This window comes from Dehalococcoidia bacterium (assembly GCA_022449765.1).
Lineage (GTDB): Bacteria > Chloroflexota > Dehalococcoidia > Lucifugimonadales > Australimonadaceae > UBA2963.
This window is the reverse complement of record JAKUPZ010000031.1, coordinates 1-4,502: the sequence shown is the minus strand read 5'-3', so window position 1 is coordinate 4,502 and position 4,502 is coordinate 1. Positions and strand designations below refer to the sequence as shown.

Annotated in this window: 5 protein-coding genes; 2 read left to right on the top strand and 3 right to left on the bottom strand. The window is 43.5% G+C overall.

Annotation, left to right across the window (positions count from 1 at the left end; translation table 11 throughout):
* The first annotated feature begins 27 nt into the window (after window positions 1-27).
* Entirely contained in the window at window positions 28-1,212 is a 1,185-nt protein-coding gene (gene purT / locus MK127_08290) for a formate-dependent phosphoribosylglycinamide formyltransferase (GenBank protein MCH2532790.1), read from the top strand.
* Here purT and MK127_08285 read toward each other — a convergent pair.
* Window positions 1,205-2,248: a fructose-bisphosphate aldolase class I gene (locus MK127_08285; GenBank protein MCH2532789.1), complete on the bottom strand. Its 1,044-nt coding sequence runs from the start codon at window positions 2,246-2,248 to the stop codon at window positions 1,205-1,207. The genes purT and MK127_08285 overlap by 8 nt on opposite strands.
* 112 nt (window positions 2,249-2,360) lie before the next feature.
* Here MK127_08285 and MK127_08280 point away from each other — a divergent pair, with 112 nt between their 5' ends.
* On the top strand, window positions 2,361-3,362 hold the full coding sequence (locus MK127_08280; protein ID MCH2532788.1) for a hypothetical protein: 1,002 nt from the start codon (window positions 2,361-2,363) through the stop codon (window positions 3,360-3,362).
* Window positions 3,363-3,375: 13 nt separating this feature from the next.
* Here MK127_08280 and MK127_08275 read toward each other — a convergent pair whose 3' ends face one another.
* Complete coding sequence (locus tag MK127_08275; GenBank protein ID MCH2532787.1) at window positions 3,376-4,215, bottom strand: cytochrome c oxidase assembly protein; 840 nt, start codon at window positions 4,213-4,215, stop codon at window positions 3,376-3,378.
* Between the two features lie 47 nt (window positions 4,216-4,262).
* The coding region (locus MK127_08270) for a cytochrome C oxidase subunit IV family protein (GenBank protein MCH2532786.1) at window positions 4,263-4,502 on the bottom strand (240 nt) is incomplete at its 5' end.

The following is a 4,502-nucleotide window of genomic DNA, read 5'->3' as shown; positions in this document are numbered from 1 at the left end:
TAGACAAGATTAGGTTTGATTAGTCACATGATTTCTATAGGGACTCCCTTAACCAGTAATTCTACGAAGCTATGGCTATTAGGTTCTGGGGAACTTGGGAAAGAAGTGGCCATTGAGGCACAACGCTTAGGCGTTGAAATTGTTGCAGTCGATCGATACAAGAATGCTCCTGCAATGCAAATTGCACATAGGAGCCATGTGATTTCCATGCTTGACGGAGAATCTATTCGATCAATTGTAGAAAAAGAGAAGCCACATTTAATAGTTCCAGAAATAGAAGCAATTAATACTGACGCTTTGATCCGATTAGAAAAAGAAGGCTGGAATGTTATACCCACAGCGCGTGCCACGAAATTAACCATGGATCGGCAGGGTATTAGAGAATTAGCTGCAACTAATTTAGGCTTACCTACTTCACCATATAAATTTGCAGCAAGCCATAATGACGTACTTGAGGCTTTGGACCAAATTGGACTACCGGCAATCGTAAAGCCTGTTATGAGTTCCTCCGGACGAGGACAAAGCTTAATTAATTCTAAATCTGAGGCGCAGAATGCCTGGGAATACGCTATAAACAACGCAAGAGGAGACGCACCTCGCGTTATTGTTGAGGGGTTTATATCGTTTGATTATGAAATAACGCTATTAACGATTAGGCATTCGCAAGGAACTGCATTTTGTGATCCTATCGGTCACCTCCAAATAGATGGCGATTATCGAGAGTCATGGCAGCCTCATCCTATGGACGACGAAATTTTAATGAAGGCCAAAGGAATTGCAAAAATCATAACTGACGAGCTTGGAGGTTATGGAGTGTTTGGGGTAGAACTATTTATAAAAGGTGAGGATGTTTTCTTTAGTGAAGTGTCACCACGCCCCCATGACACGGGCATGGTTACCTTGATTTCTCAAAACCTCTCTGAATTCGCACTTCATGTACGCGCTATTTTGGGATTACCAATACCAAGCATTAATCAATTCGGACCGTCGGCATCATGTGCTATTTTGGGGGAAGGTACTTCTTCCGCAATCAGCTACGGGAGAATTGATTCAGCATTGAGTCTCGCAGATACTAATGTGAGATTATTTGGGAAACCCGAGATTAAGGGGCATAGAAGACTTGGAGTGGCTCTTGCATGTGGTGACTCAATAGTAGAGGCTCGGGAAAAAGCAAGGTATGTAGAGCAGCAGATCAGCCTTACATTTAGTTAGCTTTAGCTAGTTCATCTTCCATTTGCGCAGAGTATTTACCTTGGCGAGCTGCACTAGTAAGTATGCACCGTTGGATAAATGCTTTTTGAGCCGCAGGTACATTTTCTTTTACACCAAGCCAAGTATTTAGAGGCAGCGCCTGTAGGCCACGACCAAATGAGTAGCTTAATTCCCACGGGGCATCGTTATTTTGACCGAATAGTGCAATTTCATTCATATTTAAGGTTGCTTCATCATCTGGTTGTCCTCCAGAAAGGAAAACGATTCCAGGTACCGTTGAAGGAACGGATTTTCGGAAAGCCTCTACTGTTTTGGAAGCGACTTCAGTAGCAGGCGCCCGGCTAGAGGAACTTGATCCGGAAGTAACCATATTTGGTTTGAGGAGCGTACCTTCTAGTGATACTTCGTAAAGATTCAGCATTTCGTAAACCTTTATTAGGGTTTTGATAGTGATATTTTGATCAACATCGATAGTGTGATCTCCATCAATTAGAACCTCTGGTTCAACAATGGGTACCAAGCCTGCCTCTTGACTCAAAGAAGCGTACCTAGCTAATCCATGGGCATTGGCTTCGATACAGGTGTATGAAGGTATTCCATTCCCTATTGTGATGACGGCGCGCCATTTAGCGAAACGGGCGCCTATTTGATAATACTCTTCGAGTCGACCTCGGAGGCCATCGAGGCCTTCAGTAACTAATTCTCCCGGGAATCCTGCTAATGGCATTGCTCCAGTATCGACTTTAATGCCAGGTACGATCCCTTTACTTTGGAGTACATCTACCAGTGCAGTTCCATCGGCTCCTGATTGCCGTAAAGTCTCATCGTAAAGAATAATCCCACTGATGTAGTTTTCTATACCTTCAGCCCGAAAAAGCATTTCTCGGTAATCTCGTCGATTTGTTTCGGTACTATCCACTCCGATACTGTCAAAACGGCGTTTAATGGTCCCTGAGCTTTCATCAGCTGCTAGTATTCCCTTAGAAGGAACTACGAGAGAGCCTGCGATTTGTGATAATGCGTTAATATCTGCCATGTTTCACCTGAATTTTTGGGTGGAGTTCGGGTATCATACCTCGCGGATTTAAACGTGGCTACACTATTCATGCTTGTATTAAGTCCACTCTAACAATAAAGGTAAATATAGTATGGATAGCTTAATAATTGCCATTCCTTCCTTTTTAGCTAGCGCTTTGGTTGTTGTGCTCGCAGGGATTGCGCTTGCTAAGTACGGTGATGATTTGGCCGTACTAACAGGATGGGGTGCACTATGGGTTGGGACTATTCTCGTAAGCGTTGCAACTTCTTTACCCGAATTGATCACAAATATTTCAGCGGTTGTTTTTGTAGATCCACCGGCTCCTGGACTTGCATTAGGTAATGTCTATGGCGCCGATATGATTAATATTTTTACCATATCACTTGTCGCTATAGCATTTGGGATTGGAAACATTTTTGGGAACCAAACCAAAGATACTCAGACCCTGATTGTAGTTGCAATTGGTATCGGGGTTATTTCTGTAATTTTTGGTGCTTTGGGCGACTGGGGCTTAGGTCCTACAAGCGTCGGCGCGTTAGTTATTGCGGCAGCTTACTTTTTGGGGATGAAGCTTGTTTACGATGCGGGAAGTGACAAAGTAGAGGAAGAATCAGATGTTGATACTTCCTGGGCGAACCAACGGCCTGCTTGGATTGGCTTTGGTCTTGCAGGTCTTGCAGTTCTTGCGGCTGCACCTGTTCTTGCCTTGAGCGCAGACGGGATTGCTGAGGCTACTGGGTTGGGGCGTAGTTTTATAGGGGTATTACTAGTCTCCATAGTCACCACTCTTCCTGAAGCGTCAGTAACTGTGGCAGCAGCACTCCGCAAATCGTATGCATTGGTGATAGGTAATATTTACGGAAGTTGTGCATTTAACTTATTTGTTATTCCTATTGCGGGTTTCTTTTATACAGGTGGTCCGATACTTCAAGAAATGGATAATTCTCATTTCGTTGCAGCGGGATCAGCGATAGCATTTATGGCAACAGGGTTTTTGATAGTAATGAGCTTTAAGGTTCAGGCGATGAGTTGGCTGAGGTATGTGACTTTTGCTATCCCGCCTGCCTACGTGGGTTCACTTGCACTGGTCTACAGCCTTTCTGCAGCCTAGGTTAAAGAGAGAATTATTTGCCAACAGCTTCTTTTTGAAGCTGTTGAATAGTTTCTGCACGTACAGCTGAACGCAGTGCTAGGAGCAATGCCGTGGCTATTACAAAAGAACCAGGTATCCACATGATCAATCCTCCGATCTGCTGGTCTTCAAGTGCGCTGACGCCATAGGCGAGTGTGGTTGCGTTATAAGTTTCGTACCATGCTGCAGGCGCGAAAGTGAGGAACGAACCCAATACAAAACCAGGAACGATAGTGATAAACACATAGGCGACCTTGGCTAATTTGGAAAGATTAGACCTTAAAGGGAATGGGTCAATTATGTTCCACCACCATGCATACGCACCTGCTACGAATACAAAATGTTCAAAAAAATGTATGAGGTCGCTTTCAATCGCAGCTTCGAAGGCAAAAGGGAAATGCCAGATTGCTAACGATCCTATGAAGAATGGCCAGGCAATCAGCGGTTTGAAGATTAAACGCAATAAATATCTGATAGAAAGAGACGTAATTATTGGAGTTAGCACATTTTTCCTAAGTGATTTAGGCGTTCCTCTTAAAATCGGAATGAGCGGAGCTCCTATTTGAATTGCAGGTACTGCAAAGAAAATCAAGATCATATGTTGAGTCATGTGAGCAAGGAACAATTGGCTTGAAAGATAATCAAGAGGACTTACAAGTGCTATGAATAATAATGATAGGCCTACGTAGAAGCAGGCTATTCGACCAAAATGATGAGATCTTGAGGTTTCCTTGAGAGTTTGTAGGCCCCTTGCATATAAAATTCCTGCCACTGGCACCCCGATTAAGATGACAGGGTCAGTACTCCATTTAAGCCATAGTGAGGAGTCCATAGGGTTAGGTACCTGATTCAGAGTGAAGAGCAGTAGTCAATTTGTAGTTAATCAGCAAACTTTAAGAACACCGCTAGTAACACAAACATGATGCTTACCATAATCACCATAGGTGCCACGAATATCATTAAAAAGCGATTGTCATCGAATTTGAGATGCATGAAGTACATGACTACGAGGTAAAACTTGGCAGCAGAGAGACCCAATAGGATTAGCGTCATTGCCAAGGAGCTTAACTCTAGGTAGAAAACGCCAACCTCAATTGCAGTGATGACAGCTAAAATAAT

Coding starts and splice junctions, on each gene's coding strand:
- purT (MCH2532790.1), top strand. CDS start 28: ATGATTTCTATAGGGACTCCCTTAACCAGTAATTCTACGAAGCTATGG.
- MK127_08285 (MCH2532789.1), bottom strand. CDS start 2,248: ATGGCAGATATTAACGCATTATCACAAATCGCAGGCTCTCTCGTAGTT.
- MK127_08280 (MCH2532788.1), top strand. CDS start 2,361: ATGGATAGCTTAATAATTGCCATTCCTTCCTTTTTAGCTAGCGCTTTG.
- MK127_08275 (MCH2532787.1), bottom strand. CDS start 4,215: ATGGACTCCTCACTATGGCTTAAATGGAGTACTGACCCTGTCATCTTA.